Genomic DNA, 16,895 nt, shown 5'->3' on the forward strand with positions numbered 1-16,895 from the left:
TGGGGGCGAGCGGCCCCAGGCGCCCCTGGGCACGACGCGACCCTCGCGCCGCAACCTCCCCGAATCGTGACGACCTTCTCGCGGCACGCGCGATGCTTGGCGCGCGCCGAGGAGGACACCATGCAACTCGGCTCGCCCAAGCTGTCCGCACTGCTGCTCGCGCTGGTCGCGAGCGCCTGCGGCCCGACCGATCCATCCACCGACGACGAGACCACGCGCTCGGCCGCCGCGCACCCGGCATGCGCGCTCGCACCGGGGCAGAAGGCCAGCTTCGACTCCCGCCAGAGTCTCTGCACCTCGCGACCGGGCTGGGGTGGAGCCACGCACCCCATTACCCACGGCGACGGGTATCTGAGGATCAAGCTTCACGCTCCCGGCTGGAGCCCGAACCCGCGCCTCGAGGCCGGCTGCGACGGGTCCGGCACGGGAGGCTGCGCGGCGATGGTGCGCAAGGAGCTCGGCCCGGGGGACTTCCGCGTGAAGACCTGCGTGAAGGCCGGCACGAGCCAGCTCATCCTCGACACCGGCTTCCGCATGAGCGCAACCAGCGGCGGCATCTCGCCGCTCCCCGGCGGACCCTACAGCGTGACCGTCGGCTTCGACCGCTGTCCCCCCGGCTCCACCTGCACGCAGGGCGCCGGTTGCGTGCCCTGGATCGTGCCAGGCGACACCTGCGCGAACCGCCTGCCGCTCGGCCCGAACGCCACTGTGTCCGGCAACACGGCCAACGCGGGAGACGACTTCCGCAGTCCCGAGCGCGGCGCCAACGGCGGAGACCTGGCCTACTCCGTCGACGTGCCCGCGGCGGGCGCTCTCTCTCTCGAGCTCGAGGCCGACGGCTTCTGGGGCACGACGCTCTTGCGCCCGGGGTGCCAGACCCACGCGGGAGACCTGCCCGTCGAACAGACCACGGGCAAGGTCGAGTCGCGCTGCGTTGGGCCCGGCAACTACACGGTCGTCGTCGACCACCTGTCGAAGGGGGTGCTCGAGGCCTTCTGGGCCGTGGCCTCGGGACCCTTCACGCTCTCCACGCGCTTCACGCCTTGCGCGAACTGCCGTCGCGGCTCGTGCACGCCGGTCACCTCCGAGCGCGAGCCGAACAACGCCGCGCCGAACGCCACGGCCGTCGCGGCGGGCGCGATGGTCGAAGGCCTGCTCGACGGCAAGGACTGGGACTACTACGCCGTCGCGCTTCGAAAGGATCAAACGCTGAAGGTCAGCTTCGCCGAGCTACCCGGCACGAGCCCCGAGGCCTACGTCCTCACCCTCTTCGACCGCCCGCCCGAGGACGGTGTGTGCGGGACGGCCGGCCAGAAGGACTGGGACTGCCGGAGCGCGACCGACCGCTACCCCTACCGCTGCTCCTACTTCAGCGCGAATGCGAACGACGACTACTACCTGGGCGGGCCCGCGCTGGCGTGCACCGAGACCCACAGCAACTTCGCCCCACGCGAGCTCACCTTCAAGGCCCCGAAGGACGGCCTCTACTACCTGCGTCTCGACTGGTACTCGAGCTCCGTCAAGAAGGCGCCATACCGGTTCGAGGTGGCGATCAACTGACGCCCGCCTCGGCTACTTCTCCGGCACGAAGGTCAGCGTGACGAGGTAGATCTGCGTCCCCTCGGGCGCGGCCTGGCCCTGGAGCCAGCTCCAGTCCGTCTTGTCGAGCGGCGAGGTGTAGTTCGCGACGAGGAAGGTGTGCGCGCCGGTGCGGCGTACGGCAGGAAAGGCGTTGTCCCCGGCCGAGGGGAGGTCGCGCAGATGCACGATCTTCCGCGCGACCGTGTCCACCCGGTAGAGCGCGGTGCGCTTCGGCCTGAGCGAGTAGTCCACCAGGTACTTCTTCTTCTGCTCGGCGAAGGGGAGGTCGGTGAGGCCCTGATCGAACGGTCCCCCGAGGTCGCGCCGCGCGAGCAGATAGAGGTCCTGCCCGTGGCGAAACATCTGCGGCGAATCGTAGCGCTCGGGGTCGGCCTTCGCCGGGCAGCTCCAAACGCCGAGGTTCGCCGCGGGCGCGGTGCAGAGGTGCGAGCCGAAGCCGCTCGCGTCCCCGTCCTCGTTGCGCGTCACGGCCCAGAGGTCCCCGCGGGCGTCGAACTCGAAGGCCACCTCGGAGACGCCCCCCTGGTAGACCACGAGGCGCGCCGGATCCACCGCGCCGAAGCTCAGTCCGTCCTTCGAACGCTGAAAGCGCACGCTCAGATCGCTGGTCCCCTCGGCGTAGTGGTTGCCGAGGTACGAGGTCAGGTAGGCCACGCCGCCCCGTACCTTGAGGTTCCAGGGCACCTCCCCCGGCTGGCCGACGATCTCGCTTTCGGACCACTGCTGCTCGCGAAGACGCGTGCTCCGGCGCATGTGCTTGGGCTCGAAGGCGAGCGGGTTCGTCCCCGCCTCGAAAAAATAGAGCATCAGCTGCGCTCCCACGCGCAGGAGCCGCGGCTCCCGCACGTCGGCCCCGAGCTTCACCTCGTGCTCGAGCCGCCACGGGGAGCCCGAGCTGAGCGTGAACTCGCCGGTGTGGCTCATCCACGGCGCGGAGACGATCACGAGCCGCGCGTTGCGCGAGGCGAAGTGGCTCTCCGAGGTGCGGAAAGCCACGTAGAGCCGCCCCTGGAAGAGCTCGAGGTCCACGTTGTTGTTGCCGGCGAGGGGCCGCACCTCCGCGGGGAGCTCGGTCGCAGGGACCACCCAGCGAGGCTCGGAGAGCTCCGGCCTGTAGTGCACCTTCGAATCCACGATCCAGTGGGCAGGATCGTCGCTGAGCTCGACCGGCAGGGCGGCATCCACGCCCCGTAGCCCCGCGTCCGGGTGGCGGGGCACGCCGCGATCGGCCGGCGTGGGCGTGCTCTCCTCGCCGCAGGTGAACCCCGCGTGCACCGCGGCGCCGCCGAGGAGTACGAGGAAGGACAGGAGCGAGAGCAGCGCCCCGCGGTGCGCCCCACGGTGCGCCCCAGCTCGCGCCCCGCGTCCCGTTCGAGCCGTGGCTTCTTCCGCGCCGTGCATAGTGGGCCAAGCATAGCGCGCGGCGCGCTCCCCCGCCCAGCCCGGCGACGCCGGGACGCCGCGACACCGGGTCCCGCAACGCTGCGACCCGCGAGCTAGCCCAGCTTCAGGCGCAGATACAGGTCCCCGACCTGATACACGTCGCCGAGGGTCACGAGGCTCCCCGAGGCCACGGCGTCCCGCTTGTCGGGATCGAATTTGTTGATGCGCTTCACCTCGACCCCCGACTCGGCCAGCACCGCGATCCCGCGCCGCCCGATGGCCTCGAAGCGCAGCAGCGCCGGCTGGCCGCTCTGCACGCAGCAATGGGGCCCGCCGATCCAGAGCTGCGCGTTACGGTAGAAGCCGGGGCTCGTCCGCGGGATGTCGTCCATCGGGGTCTCGTTGCGATCCAGCCGCTCGAGCGTGTTGCCCCAGTTGAGCTTCAGCGTCTCGGGAAAGCTGTGCGGCGAGATGAAGCCGTAGAGCAGCCAGATGAGGAGGAGCAGCAGGAGGAGCGCGCACCCGATCAGCATCAGGAGCCGCTTGTAGGTGTTCCACCAGGTCCGGGAGGTGATCTCGACGCGCACGGGCTGCCGCGCCTCGTCCCCTCCCGGCGCGAACCACTGGCGCTGGTCGGCCACGACGCGCAGCGCGCGACCCTCGCTCGCATAGCCGGGCCGCGCCACGGGGTCGCGCGTGGCCAGACAGAGCTGGACCCGCTTCGGCGCGCCGGGACCGACGAGGAAACGGCCGTCCCGGCTCCCCTCCACGCGCAGCGTGACGCCGTGGGGCAGACCGAGCGCCGAGGGGTCGAGGCGCACCGGCACGGCCCGGGGCAAGCCCTCCGCCGAGACGCTCCAGCTCTCGCAGGCGCGCGCGGCCACGCCACGGTTCTGATCCACCCGCAGGGTGACGGGCTCGGAGACCGCCCGCAGCCGCGCCTGCCCGGGGACCACGAGCGTGTGCCGCTCGAGGCTGCGGAGCTCGAGCACGTCCGTCCCTTGCCGCTGGCGCCGACCCACGGCGTCGAGCTGCACCGTCCCCGGCTCGCGAGGCAGGAAGCGTCCCGTGAACTGACAGCGGCGCGGCGCGCTTCCCTGTCCGCCGCAGCCGAGCACGAGCGGCTCGCCCTCGGCGCAGCGCCCCTCCTGGCAGGTCCGAGGGACCACGCGCATCCCGCGCAGGAAGGCTTCGTGGTCGATGCGCGGCTGGCCGGCCGTGCGCTGGCTCATCCAGGCCGAGAGCGCGTAGCCCCCGCGTGCGTCGGGCACCGGCGCGTCCAGATGCAGGAGCAGGTCGTAGTCCCAGATGAGCAGCGCGCGATAGGAGCCGCCCCCGGAGAGCTGGAGCTCGAGCGATGCGCCCCCCCGCGGGCGGAGCTTCTCCACCTGATGGTGCACGCGCGGCGGCGGCCGGCCGCGGTCCACGCCGGCCTCCAGCACCGGGCGCGGACCGGTGAGACCCGGATAGCTCACCGAGAAGGGGCCCCTGCGCGAGAGCACCACCACGTTCGCGTAGCGCACGTACTCGTCCATCGCGGCGAGGGAGTGCTTGCCGTCCACGAGATCGCGCACCACCACGCGCGAGCCGAGCTGGCGGGCGTAGATCGCCGCGAAGACCTCGATCAGGCGGTCCCCGCTCTGGGCCACGTTGAAGGAAAGACCCCCGGTCCACGTCGCCGCCTGCTCCAGCAGTCCCCGCCAGTGCTGTCCGAGGGGGCCCAGCACCACGGCGTACATTTTCACGCCCGCGGCCAGGCCCGGCAGCGCGCGCAGGAAGCGCTCCTCCCCGGCCTGCACGGCAGGGGGGTCGGGTTCGCCGTCGGTGAGAAAGAGGATCAGCTTGCGCCCGCTCCGCTCCGCCGCGAGCAGCTTGAGCGCCCGGCGGAGCGCCGGCTCGTAGATGGTCCTCGCCTGCCGGCGCGGGAAGCGGCGCAGGTTGGCAAGGAGCGGCGCCACGGCCCCTCCCGGCCGCAACGGCACCACCGGCCCGTTCAGGGGCACGAGCCCCACACGGTCCCCGGGCCCCGCGAGCTGCGCCGCGATCATGGCCGCCGTCACGCTCAATCGCGACGGATCGGTCGAGAGCATGCTCCCCGAATCGTCCAGCACGATGGCCACGCGCAGCCCGTCGGGGGGCGCACCGAACGCGAGCGCCGGGAGCAGCACGACGAGGAGCGAAAGAACGCGCGGCATGGGTCGCTTCGAAGCTATCACGAGGTCCCGGGGCTGGGCCTGTTTCGCCTCGGGCGTCTCCGGGGAGTGTCACGCCCGCGTTCCAGCCCCTGGGGGTCTTGAATTCGTCCGTCATCTCGACGGACTGCCTCTGCCGGTATCGGTCGTCGAGCCCGACGGCTCGTCCCGAGTGGAACGCGGGCGTTCCTCGTCTTCCGAGCCTGCCTCGCGCAAGTCCGCGTTCTCTCGTCCTGCAAGCCCAGGCCGCCCTCTGGCACGCGCGTTGCTCTATTCGCGGTCCAACACAGGAGGAAACACGCATGAGAACCTTCAGAACCGCCGCTCTCTTGACCACGCTGACCGCTGCTCTCTGGGGTTGCGGCGAGGCCGCCGACGACCAGGGCGCCTCGGCCTACGGCGCCACGACGGACGGGGAGAAGGACGGCACGGGCGGCGGCTCCGGCAGCGGGCAAGGCAGCACGAAGCAGCCCCCCACCGACTGCAGGGAGGTCTGCAAGGTCGACGCCTCCGGCCAGCAGAAGTGCGTCACGATCTGCGGGACGATGCCCCCTCCGGCCCCCTGCAAGGAAGGCGCGAACTGCACGCCGCCTCCGGCGCCCGCGCCCGTGCCTCCCACCTGCGCAGCAGGCGAGAAGTGCGCCCCGCCGGCCGATCCCTGTATCTCGGCATGCAGCGTGCTCAAGAACGACCCCGAGAAGTTCAAGGCGTGTCTCGCGGCCTGCCCGAATCAGCCCCCTCCGGTCGACCCCTGCCTCGAGCAGTGCGCGCCGCTGAAGGCCGATGTCCTGAAGTACAAGGCGTGCGTCTCGGCTTGCCGGCCCCCGGCTCCCCCGCCCTGCAAGGATGGCGCGAACTGCACGCCGCCGCCCCCCTGCACGGGTGAGAAGTGCCCGCCGGCCCCCTCGCCGAACCCGACGCCCATCGTCTGCCCGGCCTGCGACGCGCTGAAGGGGCAGGCTGGCTGGAAGGAGTGCCTGCTGCAGAACAAGTGCATCTAGCGGCTATACTGTAAGGAATGCGCAACTCCCTCCGCCCCGCCCCTGCCCTCCTCGCGCTCGTGCTCCTCGCCTGCAGCGGCGAGGAGACGAGCCTCCTCCTCCACTTCATGCCCGACCCCGTGCTGAACACCGAGGCCCAGCTCCTCTCGGCGATCGACCGCGTGCAGCTCGTGCTCGACGCGGACGGCGGCTTCGCGGGGGTCTCGACCGCCGCGCAAGGCGCCGGGCCCTGGACCGCGGCCCAGCGCGACGGCGACAAGGAGCTCGAGCTCGAGCTGACGCGCAGCATCGCGGCCGAGCAGGGCTTCCCCGAGCTACGCATCCTTCCCGGGCAGAACGGGGATCGGGCCTTCCGTATCGCGGCCTACGGGCTCGTAGGCACGAAGCTCGTGGCTCTCGGCGGGACGAGCGCCACCACGCGCTTCCGCGAGGGCGGCCCCACCGACGTCGCCATTCCGTTCAACCTGCGCGCGAGCTACCGCGCTCCGCGCGTGCTCTTGTCCGTGCCCGCGGACGGCACGACCACGACCGCGAAGGGCGTGGGCCGTCTGCACCTCGAGCTCTCGACGGTCGTGACGACGGACTCGCTGCGGAGCGGCTTGCAGGTCTACTTCCGTGGCTCCTCGGGGGAGCGCCTCTTGCAGGGGAACGTCATCACGAGCACGCAGCAGCTCCAGGAGCTCGGCATCACCGACACGCGCAGCATCGTCGAATTCGAGGGCCCTTGCCCCTTTGGACCCGGGAGCTACCGCGTGGTGCTTTCGCCGCAGGTCAAAGACCTCGCGGGGCGCGCGCTCGACCAGGACGCGCAGCAGCCGGGCGCCAACGCCTATCAGGGCACCTTCACCGTCCCCGGGACCGCGGGGGCCGACCCCTGCAGCATCCGGCCCGAGGGCTGCAACGTGCCCGAGGACTGCAACCCCCCCGGCCAGAAGCTCCTCACCTGCCAAATCACGGACAAGCCGCCGGGCGTGTGCGTCCCCGCGAAGGAGGTCTGCGTGCCGGGCACGACGACCGGCTGCCCCAAGGGCTACATCTGCCTCGGGCCAACCATCAAAGATGGACTGCCGAGCTGCGTCCAGGATTGCCGCCTGGTGGGCGGGGCCTGCACGCAAGGCTTCATCTGCAACAAGACGACGGGGATCTGCGACCCGTGCAAGGTCGGCGCCTCGGGCGAGCAGTGCGCCCCGCCGCCTCCTCCGACGTCCACCTGCCCGAAGTGCGACGAGATCTGCAAGACCGACCCGGTGAAGTGCAAGGAGTGCCGCGTCGCCAACAAGTGCACGTGACCGACCGGAAGGCGCGCCTGACGGTGCGTCGTCAGAAGCAGTACTGCGCGTCGTACTTGCAGACCCCGCTGATGCAGCAGCGCTTGAGCCCGCCGACGCACATCTCCCCCTCCGCGCAGCCGGCGCAGGTGGTGGTGTTGCAGCAGCGCCCGCTCAGACAGCTGTTGCTGCCGCAGCTCTGACAGGTCGCCCCGCCCTTGCCGCAGGCCCCGACGGTGTTTCCTGCCTGGCACCGCTTGCTGCTGTCGCAACACCCGGTGCAGGCGTTCGTCGCGCAAGGCGTGCCGCAGCCGTCGTCGGCGCCCTGGCACTTGCCCGCGCAGCTGCGCGTGCAGTTCTGCTGACAGGCGCCGCTCGTGTTACAGATGAACTCGGGGTAGGAGCCGCAGCCTTTGCACGTGACGCCGTTCAGGCCGCACGCGCCGTTGGTGTTCCCCACGCGGCAGGCCGTCCCGTCGCAGCACCCGCCGCAGCCGTTCGTCGCGCAGGGCTTGCCGCAGCCGTCGTCCGCCCCGGGACACTTCCCGGTGCAGGTAGACGGGCAGGTGCTCTGACAGCTCCCTCCGCTGCAGCTCTTGCTCGACGTGGTGCAGTTCTGACACCCCCCGCCCCCCGTTCCGCACCGATCGGTCGCCGCACCGGCGTGGCAGGTCGTCCCGTCGCAGCAGCCCGTGCAGGTGTTCGACGGGCAGGGCTTGCCGCAGCCGTCGTCTGCCCCCTGGCACTTGTTCGCACAGCTCGCGATGGTGCAGCCGGCCTCGCACTTCTGGTCCTTGCAGCTCTTGCTCGCCGTCGCGCAGTTCTCGCACGCGCCGCCGCCCGTGCCGCAGGCCCCCGGCTCGTTGCCCGCCTTGCAGGTCGTGCCCTCGCAGCAGCCCTTGCCGCAGATCGACGGGTCGCACTTCGCGAGCCCCGTGCAGCTCCCCTTGTCGCACTTCCCTCCGGCCGCGCCGCAGTCGAGGCACCCGCCCCCCGTGGCGCCGCACGCGCGATCGTCGGTGCCGAGCTCGCAGCTCGTGCCGTTGCAGCAGCCGGGGCAGCTCCCCGTCGGGCAGGTCCCGTTGCAGCCGTCGTCGGCTCCCGCGCACTTCCCGGCGCACTTCGGCTCGCACCCCGAGGTGCTGCACTGTCCTCCCGCCGTGCATTGCTTCCCGACCAGCGCGCAGTCCGTGCAGAGCTCCCCGCCGCGCCCGCACGCGCCTCCCCCGGTCCCCGGCTTGCACTCGCCGCGATCGCAGCAGCCGGGACAGCTCTGGGGACTGCACGTGGACGGAGGGGGCGACCCGGTCGCCACGCAGACGCCCCGGGTCAGGTCGCACCGCGCGTCAGGGCCGCAGGAGACCTCCGTGCTGCACGGCCTCCCGAGAGGGTCGGGCGCCCGCCCCGTGCATCCTGCATCCCACACGAAGAGGATCACCGCGGCGGCCACCGCGCCGCGCCGAAGGCCTCTGGAACACCGACCCATCGGAGCGCTCATCCTTCGTCCATAACATGAGCCCCCACGGGCCGGTCAACGTCCCTTCAGGCCATGCCGCCGCATCAGACGGTGAAAGGTCTGCCGCGGCAACCCTGCCGTCGCCGCCGCGTGGCTGACCACGCCGCCCGCGCGGCTGAGCTGCTGCGCCAGGTACTGCTGCTCGAACAGGTCCTGCCAGCGCGTGCGCGCCTCGTGAAAGGCGAGGTCCCCGAGCGAGCCGATCGCCGCCGGGGCGGGGGGGCGTGCGCTCTGCCGGAGCTCCTCGGCCGCCAGCTCGGGCATCACCGCCAGCCGCTCCACCACGTTGCGCAGCTCTCGCGCGTTGCCCGGCCAAGGGTACGAGACGAGCAGCGCGGCCACCTCGTCGGTGACGATCTGCCGCGGGTCGGGGCCGAAGCGCTCGGCGAAGTGATAGGCCAGGAGCACGATGTCGTCCGGCCGCTCGCGCAGCGGCGGCAGCTCGAGCCGCACCACCGAGAGCCGGTAGAAGAGGTCCTGCCGGAAGCGCCCCGCCTCCACCTCGCCGGCGAGCTTGCGATTCGTGGCCGCCACGACCCGCACGTCCACGGGCCGGTGCCGCGCCGCGCCGACACGCTTGACCTCCTGCCGCTCGAGAAACCGCAGCAGCCGCGGTTGCAGCTCGAGCGGGAGCTCGCCGATCTCGTCGAGAAAGAGCGTCCCGCCGTCGGCCTCCTCGAAGGCCCCGGCGCGCGCCTCGTTCGCCCCGGTGAAGGCGCCCTTCTCGTGCCCGAAGAGCTCGCTCTCGATGAGCGACGCCGGGATGGCCCCCGAGTCCACGACCACGAGCGGACCCTCCGCGCGCGGCGAGAGCGCGTGGATCGCCCGCGCCGCGACCTCCTTGCCGGTCCCCGACTCTCCCTCGAGCAGCACCGTGCTCCCCGTCGGCGCGACGCGCTCGAGTACAGCGAACACCTGGCGCATGGCCAGGCTCTGCCCGAGGAGGTCGCCGAGCTGGCCGCGCGAGCTGAGCGGGATCTCCACTGTCTCTGCAGTGGGAACGAGCTGCAGCACCGTCTCGCCGAGGCGCAGCGAGGCGGGGCCCACGGCGAGCGCCTCCCGAAGCCAGACGCCCCCGACGAGCGTGCCGTTCGTGCTCTCCAGATCCTTGAGGAGGTAGCCGCGTTCGGTGGCGCGCACCTCGAGGTGCTCGCGCGAGACCGCCGCGTCGGCCAGCACGAGGTCGCAACCTTCGCCCGACCCCACCACCACGCGGGGTCGATCCATGAGCAGCTCGCGTCCTCGATCCGGCCCCTCGGTCACCCGCAGCCGCGCCTGCCGGAGCAGGAGGAGCTGAGTACCGTTGGGCCGCTGGACGAGCCTCGTGGCGGCCGTGTCTTCCATGCGCGTCTACTATAGACGAGATAGCGCGCGCGAGATCAAGGCGCTGGCCTCGGCAAGCTGCCCCTCGAGGATCAGGCGCAAGATGCGCTGCGACTGCCGCTCCAGCTCTTGCCGCCGCTCGGTCGTGAGCCGTGCCCGCGCGATCGCGCCCTCGAGCCGGGCCAGCTTGCGCTCCGCGAAGGCCCGGTCCAGCCGGAAGGCCGCGAGCACCGCCTGCGCCTCCGCCCGCGCCCCCTGCGCGCGCCCGAGCTCCCGCGCGGAGAGCGCCCGCCGCGCCTCGGCCAGACGACGGTCGAAGCGCGCGTCGTCGCCGGGAAAGAGTCCACGCGCCCGAGCGCCGGCCTGGAGCGCCTCGAGCTGCTGTCGCTCAGCAGCGAGGGCTACGGGATCGGCCGCGGGGGGACCGGGCTTGGGCTCGCGAGCCGGGTCGCGCTCGACGGGGGAAGGCACGGGCGTGACGCGCACCGGCGCGGGCTCGCCCCCCCGCTGCTTCGAAGCCCGACGTCGGCGCGAGGCGCTGCGCGGCTGCACGACCGTGGGGAGGCGTTCGGGCACGACCGGCGGCTCCGCGTCCGCTCGCTGCGACCGCGCGTCCACTGGCGATGACGGTGCATCGGCTCGCGACGATCGTGCGTCCGCTCGCGACGACCGTGCGTCCGGCACCGAGGCGTCCCGGCTAGGGCTCTCGCCGCTCGACGCCGCCCCCCGCCAGAACCAGACGCCTACGCCCCCCGCGAGCAGCACCAGCGCGGCGAAGATGCCCAGCACCGCCCAGCGCCTGGGACGGGCCCCGGAGAAGGAGATCGCCGGCAGCGACGGGTCCGTCGAATCCGGGACCTCGGCGGCCACTCTCGCCTCCGCCACCTGCGCCTCCGTCGCGTGCACCTCCTTCGCCGGCCTCGCGGCCCCTGAGGCCGACCCGAGGGGCCGCGTGCCCTGCGCCCGCGCGCGCTCCACCGGTTCGCGGATCCAGGTCTTCTGATCGGTGATGGTCCGCTCGAGCGCCCCCGCCCCCCCTTCCAGCGTCGCGGCCCACGCCGAGAGCTCGGCCGCCCCGAAGGGCGTGGCCCCGAGCTGCGCGAGGAGCTCGTTCGCAAAGGTCCCCGCGTCCGGGTAGCGCAAGGTCGGGTGCGGCTGGAGCGCCCGGCGCACGATCCCTTCGAGCGGCGTGGCCTCCGGCCGCAATCGCGCGAGCTCGACCAGCGGGGGATGCATCGCGGCGTTGATGAGCTGCACCTCGCGCTCTCCCTCGAGGAGGCGTCGTCCGGCGAGCAGCTCGAAGAGGATGAGCCCGGCGGCGTACACGTCCGTGCGCGGAGTGACCGGATCCCCCGTCACCTGCTCGGGGGCGAGGTAGGCCAGCTTCCCCTTGATCTGCCCCTGCGCCGTGCGCGCGAGCCGCTCGGCCGCCTTGGCGATGCCGAAGTCCCCGAGCTTCACCTCGCCGGTCCGCGTGATGAACACGTTGTGCGGCGTGACGTCGCGGTGCACGATGGGCCCCGGCTGCTTGTGCACGTAATCGAGCCCCCGCAGGAGCTCCTGCACCACGTAGAGCGCGGCGGGGATGGGCCAGAGGACCTTCCTTTCCCCCGCCCGCTGGAGCAGCTCGCGCAGGTCCCAGCCCTGCACGTGCTCCATCGCGATGTAGAGCGTGCCGTCCACCTGCCCGAACTCGTAGACCGCCACGACGTTCGGGTGCGAGAGGCGCGCCGCGATGCGGGCCTCGTCGATGAACATCTCGACGAGCTGGCGATCCTTCTGCAGGTCGGGGAGCAGGAGCTTCACCGCGACCTGCTTCGTGGCTCCCCCTTCCGCGCGCCAGGTGGCCTCGTAGACCTCCGCCGTGCCGCCCACACCGATCCGGCGGTGAAGCTCGAAGGGACCCAGGCTACGCAGCATGAAGGAGGCGGTCCCGCGGCTCAGGGAAGCGGGACCGTGTCGTAGCGGTCGCGACTGCGGACGCTCAGCGGCACCACGACCGCCGCCGCCGTCGCCACGCCGGCGATCGTCCAGAGCCACCACTGCGCGTACCACGGACGGACCCGCCGCTCGTCGAAGAGCCGCTCGGCCAGGCGCTCCGCCGCCGGGGTGACCCCCACCGCCCCCTCGAAGATCGTCTCCTCCAGCGAGCGCACCACCGCCCGGCTCGCCACCTGGACCCGCTTGAGCTGCACAAGCTGCGTCTTGCCGAGGCCTCCGAGCGCGCCGGCCACCACCTGCCCCGCGCGCACCCGCTCGCCCACCTCCGCCGCGCAGACGAGCCGCGCCTCGGAGCTCGCGTCCCGGCAGGATGGAGCGCGGGCGAAGGCCTGGTCCACGCGCCGCGCCGGCACCACGCGGAACGGCACCGTTCGCACGAGCTGCTCGGTCACCACCTGCCGGACCGCTCGCAGCCGCTCCTCCCCGACCCCCACCCCGTCGAAGGGGAGCACCGCCACACGATCAGCCGGGGTGCGCACGTGGCCGCAGCCGGAAACGAAGACGCCAAGGAGCAGGACCACGCGCATGGAAGGGGATCATAGCGGCAACCGACGGGATGCGGCAACCGACGGGACGCGGCAACCGACGGGATGCGGTGGGGTGGGGGGGCGTGCGGGCGGTGGTGGGCGCACGCGGAGGGCGGTGGTGGATCGATGCGGCGGGGAGGTGGTGTTTGTGTCGTTGTGCTTGGGTTTTGTGTTGTGCAAGGACATCGCTTGACGTCAGACCCGCGCTTTGCTAGTATTAGCCTTATTCATGTTGGCACGCAAACGCAAATCCTCCTCGGGCGATGACCGGTCTTCGGGCGCACGTGCAGCGGCGGGTTCTGCGAAGCAGCTCCCGTTACCACTGCGGGAGGCGACGGGGTGGGGCGGCAAGCGCACGGGCGCAGGGCGGAAGAAACAGCCGGGCAGCGGCCTCCCCCATCGGACGCGGCCGCTCCTCGCGAGCCGGTTTCCGGTGCACGTGACGATGAAGGTGGTGGAGGGGCTACCGAACCTGCGCAGCAAGAAGCAGCTGCGGGCGATCGAGAGGGCCTTCGTGGGGTCCGCGGGGCGGTTCGGGATGAACCTCGCGCACTACTCGATCCAGAAGAACCACCTGCACCTCGTGACGGAGGCCAAGGACCGTGGCGTGCTGATGAAGGGGCTGCGGGCGCTGGCGATCCGCCTCGCGCACGCGCTGAACCGCACGGTGGGCCGCAAGGGGCGCGTCTTTCGGGACCGCTACCATCAGCACATCCTGAAGACGCCGAGCGAGGTGAAGGCGGCCCTCTCGTACGTGCTTCAAAATCAACGCAAGCACGCACGGGCGCGAGGCAAGTGGGTGCCGCGGCGCGACCTCGACGCGTGCAGCTCGGCCCGTTACTTCGACGGCTGGAAGGACCTCACGCCGGTTCCCCCCGACGGAGACCCGCCGGTGCTCGAACCGCGAACCTGGCTCTTGAAGACGGGCTGGAGGCTGCGGGGACTTATATCAACGAGTGCGGTGCCGGGGTCGTAGGACGAGAGCCGGCTCCTCGCTCGTTCCCTTCACGGGTAGCCCGGCCTTCGCCAGCGCGCGCACGAGCGCCGCCGGGTCGAGGGGCTTGACCAGATACTCCACCGCCCCCTGTGCGAAGCCGCGCCGGGGCTCGTCGAGCTGGGAGATGGCCACGACCGGGATCGTCGCCGCCCAGGGCGAGCGCTTGAGCAGCGCGAGCACGGTCCAGCCGTCGATCCCCGGGAGCACCACGTCCAGCGTGATCGCCGCCGGCCGAAGGGCCTCCACCTGCCGCAGCGCCTCCTCGCCGCTCCCCGCGATCACCACCTCGAGGCCTTCCTGCCGCAGGTGCTCCGCGGTCAGCTCCGCCGCCACCTCGTCGTCCTCCACCACCAGCACCAGCCGCTCCCGCCCCGCGGCCCCTGTCCCCGGCGGCTCGCTCGCCGCGAGCTCACGGCTCATCAGCGGCAGCGTGACCGAAAAGGTGGAGCCCGTTCCCACGGCGCTCTCCACGCCCATCCAGCCCCCGTGAAGCTCCACGAAGCGCTTGCTGAGCGCGAGCCCGAGCCCCGTCCCCTCGGGCTTGACCCCTTCCCGCGGCTCGATCTGCTCGAACTCCTTGAAGAGCCGCGGCAGATCCTCCTCGGCGATGCCGATCCCCGTGTCCGTCACCTGGACCATCATCCGACCGTCGTCCACGCCCACGCGCAGCACAGCGCGGCCGCCCTTCGGCGTGAACTTGATCGCGTTCGAGACCAGGTTGTAGAGCACCTGCTTGATCCGCACCGGGTCGAGGTACGCCTCGGGCAGCTCCTCGGCCACCTCCGCGTCGAGCGTCACCCCCTGCTTGATCGCCAACGGCTGGCAGACCGCCCGCACCTCCTCCACGATCGCGCCCAGGCTGACCCACTCCTGGTGCAGCTCCATCCGGCCCACCTCCACCTTGGTCAGGTCCAGGATGTCGTTCACCAGCGAGAGGAGGTGCCGCCCGCTGTGCAGCACGTTCTTCACGTACTCGGTCTGCCGGGGGTTCAAGGGGCCGAAGAGCTCCTGCTCGAGCAGCTCCGAGAAGCCGATGATCGAGTTCAGCGGCGTGCGGAGCTCGTGCGACATCCCCGCCAGAAAGCGCGTCTTGAAGTCGCTCATCTGCTCGGCGCGCCGCCGCGCTTCGTCCAGCTCCACGTTCTTGCGGCTCACCTCCGCGAGCAGCGTGGCGCGCACCTCCGCCAGCTCCCGCGCCTGGCGCTCGCGCTCCTCGAGCGCGCGGCCCTGTCGCCTTAGCTGCGCCGTGCTCTGCGCCAGCTCGAGGAAGACCGACACCTTCGACCGCAGGATGTCGCCCTCCACCGGCTTGTAGATGAAGTCCACGGCCCCCGCGGCGTAGCCGAGGGTCAGGGCCGCGCGGTTCGGCGCCGTGGCCGTCACGAACAGGATCGGCGTGTGCCGCGACCGCTCCCGCTGCCGGATCAGCGCCGCCGTCTCGTAGCCGTCCATTTCCGGCATCTGCACGTCGAGCAGGATCAGCGCGTAGTCCAGGTCCAGCACGCACCGCAGCGCCTCGCGCCCCGAGCCCGCCCGGGTCACGCGACAGCCGAGCGGCGCCAGCACGGCCTCGAGCGCAAGCAGCCCCGCGGGCTGGTCGTCCACGATCAGGACCGCCATGGCCTCCGGCCCCTCCTCCTCCGCCCCGCGCCCCCTCATCGTTCCTCCTCCGCCGCCAGACGGCGCAGATAGCCCGCGATCTCGCCCAGCCGCAGCACGATCGGCTCCCCGACCGCCATCCCCGCCGCCCACGGCATCTCCGGCCGCTCCGCCTCCGCCGCGTCCTGCACCACCACCTTGCCCCCCGCCGCCGCGATGCGCGCCGCTCCCGCCGCCCCGTCGGAGTTCGAACCCGTCAGCACTACCCCCACCACCCCCTTGCCGTAGGCCTCGGCCGCGCTCTCGAAGAGCGGGTCCACCGCCGGGCGCGAATAGTGCACCGGCTCCTCCGTCGAGAGGGACAGGTGCCCGAGCTCCACGAGCAGGTGGTAGTCCGCCGGCGCGAGGTACACCGCCCCCGGGCGAAGCTCCTGCTTGTCCTCGGCCTCGCAGACCGGCAGCGTGCAGGCCTCCTGCAGCGCGCGACGAAGCTCGTCCCCCCCCTCCGCCAGCCGATGCTGTACCACCACCACCGGCACGCCGAACCCGGCCGGGAGCGCCCCGAGCACCTTCCGCAGCGCGGAGACGCCCCCGAGCGACGCCCCCACCACCACCAGCGCCGAACGCATCAGCCCACCTTCCGGTAGAGCTTCTCCTCCGGCCGCACCGCCTCGTAGCACGCCTCTCGGGGACTGAAGCGGATCGACTCCTTCTCTCCCAGCACGAGGTAGCCGAACCGCTCGAGGCTCTCGTAGATCAGCCGGTGCACGCGCTCCTGCAGCGACGGGTTGAAGTAGATCATCACGTTCCGGCAGAGCACGAGCTGAAACTGGTTGAACGCTCCGTCGGTGACCAGGTTGTGCTGCGCGAAGACCACCTGTCGCCCGAGCTCCGGCCGCAGGAGCGCTCGCTCGTGATCCGTCCGGTAGTAGTCGGAGAAGGCCCGCGTCCCCCCCGCCGCCTGGTAGTTTTCGGTATAGGTCTTCATCTCCGAGAGCGGAAAGACCCCGTGCTTCGCGCGCGCGAGCACCGTCTCGCTCAGGTCGGTGGCGTAGATGCGGCAGCGCTCGTAGAGCCCCTCCTCCTCGAGCAGGATGGCGATCGAGTAGACCTCTTCTCCCGTCGAGCAGCCGGCCAGCCAGATCCGCACGAAGGGATAGGTCCGCAGCAGCGGCACCACCTCTCGCCGCAGCGCGAGGTAGAGGCTCGGGTGGCGAAACATCGACGTCACGTGCACCGTCAGCCCGAGGAGGAGCCGCTCCATGACCTGCGGGTCGTGGAGCACCTTGGCCTGCAGCTCCGAAATGCTCGAGACGCCCTCCGGGGCCAGGCGCGCCCGGATCCGCCGCCGCACCGAGGCCCCGGCGTACTCGCGAAAGTCGAGCCCGTAGCGCTCGTGCACCGCCTCGAGGAGCAGCCGCACCTCCAGGGCCTCCACCGCCGCCCGCTCGTCGCTCTGCCGGATCATCGGCCCCTCTCTCCCGAC

Annotated in this window: 13 protein-coding genes; 4 read left to right on the plus strand and 9 right to left on the minus strand. The window is 71.7% G+C overall.

The window, feature by feature from the left end; all coding sequences use genetic code 11:
* The first annotated feature begins 120 nt into the window (after positions 1-120).
* Positions 121-1,560 carry a hypothetical protein gene (locus tag IT371_09345; protein ID MCC6747849.1) on the plus strand — a complete coding sequence of 480 codons (1,440 nt, stop codon included), beginning with the start codon at positions 121-123 and terminating at the stop codon, positions 1,558-1,560.
* Positions 1,561-1,572: 12 nt separating this feature from the next.
* Here IT371_09345 and IT371_09350 read toward each other — a convergent pair whose 3' ends face one another.
* Both IT371_09350 and IT371_09355 read right to left on the minus strand, forming a co-directional pair.
* The gene (locus IT371_09350; protein MCC6747850.1) at positions 1,573-3,003 is read right to left on the minus strand and encodes a hypothetical protein; all 1,431 of its coding nucleotides are present in this window, start codon (positions 3,001-3,003) and stop codon (positions 1,573-1,575) included.
* Positions 3,004-3,098: 95 nt separating this feature from the next.
* Positions 3,099-5,180 carry a VWA domain-containing protein gene (locus IT371_09355; protein ID MCC6747851.1) on the minus strand — a complete coding sequence of 694 codons (2,082 nt, stop codon included), beginning with the start codon at positions 5,178-5,180 and terminating at the stop codon, positions 3,099-3,101.
* Positions 5,181-5,479: 299 nt separating this feature from the next.
* Here IT371_09355 and IT371_09360 point away from each other — a divergent pair, with 299 nt between their 5' ends.
* Complete coding sequence (locus tag IT371_09360; protein ID MCC6747852.1) at positions 5,480-6,178, plus strand: hypothetical protein; 699 nt, start codon at positions 5,480-5,482, stop codon at positions 6,176-6,178.
* A gap of 17 nt (positions 6,179-6,195) precedes the next feature.
* Complete coding sequence (locus IT371_09365; GenBank protein ID MCC6747853.1) at positions 6,196-7,467, plus strand: hypothetical protein; 1,272 nt, start codon at positions 6,196-6,198, stop codon at positions 7,465-7,467.
* A gap of 31 nt (positions 7,468-7,498) precedes the next feature.
* Here the strand turns inward: IT371_09365 and IT371_09370 are convergent, their stop codons facing one another.
* From IT371_09370 to IT371_09385, 4 genes are read right to left on the minus strand one after another with little or no spacing between them, the layout of a single operon-like run.
* Positions 7,499-8,932, minus strand: coding sequence for a hypothetical protein (locus tag IT371_09370; GenBank protein MCC6747854.1), 1,434 nt, complete (start codon positions 8,930-8,932; stop codon positions 7,499-7,501).
* A 45-nt stretch (positions 8,933-8,977) separates the two neighbouring features.
* Complete coding sequence (locus IT371_09375; protein MCC6747855.1) at positions 8,978-10,306, minus strand: sigma 54-dependent Fis family transcriptional regulator; 1,329 nt, start codon at positions 10,304-10,306, stop codon at positions 8,978-8,980.
* A 9-nt stretch (positions 10,307-10,315) separates the two neighbouring features.
* Positions 10,316-12,205 carry a protein kinase gene (locus IT371_09380; GenBank protein MCC6747856.1) on the minus strand — a complete coding sequence of 630 codons (1,890 nt, stop codon included), beginning with the start codon at positions 12,203-12,205 and terminating at the stop codon, positions 10,316-10,318.
* 20 nt (positions 12,206-12,225) lie between these two features.
* Positions 12,226-12,813: a hypothetical protein gene (locus IT371_09385; GenBank protein ID MCC6747857.1), complete on the minus strand. Its 588-nt coding sequence runs from the start codon at positions 12,811-12,813 to the stop codon at positions 12,226-12,228.
* Between the two features lie 433 nt (positions 12,814-13,246).
* Between IT371_09385 and IT371_09390 the strand changes: the two genes are divergently transcribed.
* A complete protein-coding gene (locus IT371_09390; GenBank protein ID MCC6747858.1) occupies positions 13,247-13,789 on the plus strand; it encodes a hypothetical protein in 543 nt (180 codons plus the stop codon).
* Here IT371_09390 and IT371_09395 read toward each other — a convergent pair.
* The 3 genes from IT371_09395 to IT371_09405 are packed head-to-tail and all read right to left on the minus strand — an operon-like array spanning position 13,763 to position 16,877.
* Positions 13,763-15,469, minus strand: a complete 1,707-nt coding sequence (locus IT371_09395; GenBank protein MCC6747859.1) for a response regulator — start codon at positions 15,467-15,469, stop codon at positions 13,763-13,765. The two genes, IT371_09390 and IT371_09395, sit on opposite strands and share 27 nt — an antisense overlap.
* Complete coding sequence (locus IT371_09400; GenBank protein ID MCC6747860.1) at positions 15,466-16,038, minus strand: chemotaxis protein CheB; 573 nt, start codon at positions 16,036-16,038, stop codon at positions 15,466-15,468. The genes IT371_09395 and IT371_09400 overlap by 4 nt, the downstream gene beginning before the upstream one ends.
* Entirely contained in the window at positions 16,038-16,877 is an 840-nt protein-coding gene (locus IT371_09405; GenBank protein MCC6747861.1) for a protein-glutamate O-methyltransferase CheR, read from the minus strand. Before IT371_09405 ends, IT371_09400 begins: the two co-directional genes overlap by 1 nt.
* Positions 16,878-16,895 lie beyond the last annotated feature (18 nt).

The sequence above is a fragment of the Deltaproteobacteria bacterium genome, assembly GCA_020848905.1.
Classification (GTDB): domain Bacteria; phylum Myxococcota_A; class Polyangia.